1 protein-coding gene is annotated in these 2070 nt (G+C 53.8%); it reads right to left on the reverse strand.

The annotated features are described in order from the left end of the window. Positions 1-2070: RHS repeat-associated core domain-containing protein (locus DWZ61_RS19335; protein ID WP_279220519.1), on the reverse strand; the 2070-nt coding region annotated here is incomplete at both ends.

The raw sequence follows: 2070 nt of genomic DNA on the forward strand, positions 1-2070 counted from the left end.
CCCGCAGTACGCATACAGATTCAGTCCATCCCCCTGATAGACGTCTTCCTGCATGAAACGCCCGGCAACCGGATTATAGTACCTCGCCCGTAAATAATACTGTCCCGTTACATCATCATACTGTTGTCCCGTATAGCGGATGCGGTTATTCAGCTGTTCTGTGGTCTCAAGGGGTATGCCAAAGGCATCATACTGATAGCTGTTCCGGATTTCTCCCTGTCCATCAGTAACAAATACCGTACTGAGCTGTTCGTCCCTGTGGTAGTAGGACAGTTCCTGTCCTCTGCGGAACGCTTCCATCCCTGCCCCGAGATGATAACTGGTCTTCTGCTCTTCTCTTCCCTCCTCCTGCAGAAGCTCTCCATCGTGGTATACAAAGCTGGTTCTCCTGCCGTTTTCCAGCAGTTCAAAACGCAGGCCTTCCGCGTCATAGCGGTTCTCCTGCACGTTGCCAGTTTCGGTTTCCACCCTTGTCTGCTGGCGGCGGCTGTTATAGGAGAACAGGCGGATCCCGGCTGCATTTTTCTCCTCTATTATACCGCCCTGACGGTCATAAGAAAACTGTTTTCTATCGGCAGGGCTTTCTTCTGCAATTAGCTGGTTCTTCTCATTATAAAGATATCGGATTTCTCCCTGTACATCCGTCTTCCGGATTCTGTTTCCGGCTTTGTCATAGGCATAGCAAACAGAAGCGCCGTTCCGCCGCTCTTCCAGAAGCTGTCCCCGGACATCATAATTGTAGGAGATATCCAGCGCATTATTCCCTGTGGTGATGCCGCCCAGAGTCGCCTGCATGCCTGTCTTCGCTGTGCGGTTTCCGTTGCCGTCATACTGGTATGCAAAGGAGAGCAGGACATTTTCTCCTGCCTTGGTTTCCAGTGTGCGGATGTTACCGTCACCATCGTAGGTATAGGCGGTCTCCACACCATTGCCATAACGGATATGGCGGATGCGGTTCAGGGCATCGTAGCCGTAGCGCACTTCCAGTCCGTCATTGTTGTAAATACGGCTTCTGCGTCCTAAGATATCGTACTCATACCGGGTGCAGACTCCCGCGGGATCCCTGATCTCCGTGATCTGCCCTGCCCTGTCATGGGTATAGGAAACTAAGCGTTTCCCGTTGGAACGCTTTTCTTTCAGGTTACCATGTGCATCGTAGATGTATTCATAGGACTTCCCGTCACAGACGGCACGGGTCACCCGGCCCAGGCTGTCATAGTGCCAGGTGCTGATGTTGGTATGTTTTCCCTCTGCATCGGACGCCTTCTCATACACAGGCTGTCCGAATACGTTGCAGGCGCGCTGCAGCTGTCTTCCGTCCCGGTCGATATGCAGGGACAGGTTGCCCTCCTCGTCATACCGGAAGGTCTCTGTATCGCCCAGCTGATCAATTCTCTCGCTGACCTTGCCGAGACTGTTATAACGGTACTGCACTGCATTGCCGTTACCGTCTATAGTCCTGCTGACCTGCCCTGCCGGAGTGTACTCATAGCCTTCCTTCCCCCCGTCCGCAAAGCCAATGCCTGTGATGCGTCCCCAGCTGTCCACGTCATAGGAGATGGGATTCTGATTTCCGTCCACAACTCCCGTGATCTGCCCTCTGGCATTATACTCATACTGCTGGAGGGTACGCTGATGGTTCCCTGATCGCCGGACATCCTTGATCTTTCCATCCAATTCGTAGGAAAGCTCTGTCCGGTTTCCAAACGTATCCTTTTGGATGACCGGCTGATTCCGCAGGTTGTAGGAAAGCTCCTGTACCACTTCACCTAATGCATTGGTGGTGCGGAGGCGGTTGCCGCGGCTGTCATAGGTGTAGGATACCCCCGCCCCGTCATCGCTCTCCGGCTCGTAGCCGTAGGGACTGATCTCTTTCCGCAGCCTGTCATTCCGGTCATAGAGATAGCGGGTCACCCCTCCTGCCGGATTGGTTCTGTGGGTCGCCCGGTCTTTCAGGTCATACCGGGTGCTGCTCTCCAGACATTCCCCGTCCGTTCCCAGAATGGCCTGTTTTAGCACATTTCCAGCCGCATCATAGGCATACTGCACCCGTCTGTCGATACCGTTCTT

The organism is Clostridium sp. AF34-10BH, assembly GCF_003478095.1.
GTDB lineage: Bacteria > Bacillota > Clostridia > Lachnospirales > Lachnospiraceae > Acetatifactor > Acetatifactor acetigignens.